The sequence below is a fragment of the Stenotrophomonas sp. GbtcB23 genome (genome assembly GCF_019091045.1).
Lineage (GTDB): Bacteria > Pseudomonadota > Gammaproteobacteria > Xanthomonadales > Xanthomonadaceae > Stenotrophomonas > Stenotrophomonas rhizophila_A.
Genome location: NZ_JAGXKC010000708.1, coordinates 1 through 234 on the forward strand (window position 1 = coordinate 1; position 234 = coordinate 234).

Sequence of the window (234 nt, forward strand, 5' to 3'; positions counted from 1 at the left end):
ACCAGGTCCGAGTGCAGGGTCAGCAGGGTCGTTGGCGCGGTCTTGCCGCCCGGATGCAGCTTGGGCAGTGTCACCCCGATCGTCCAGCGCGACGTCCCTCCAATGTAAGGCTTGAGCCAGCCCAGCTCGGGCGCACGGTCCAGCGGCTGGCCGGCATCCATCCGCGCGGCCAGCTCGGCTTCGACCGCATGCTGCGGGTCACGCGCATAACCGCCGGCGCGCAGGCTGAGCTGG

Annotated in this window: 1 protein-coding gene; it reads right to left on the reverse strand. The window is 70.5% G+C overall.

Annotation, left to right across the window (positions count from 1 at the left end; all coding sequences use genetic code 11):
* A partial coding sequence (locus tag KVS69_RS20650) for a hypothetical protein (RefSeq protein WP_217540215.1) occupies positions 1–234 on the reverse strand: 234 nt, incomplete at both ends.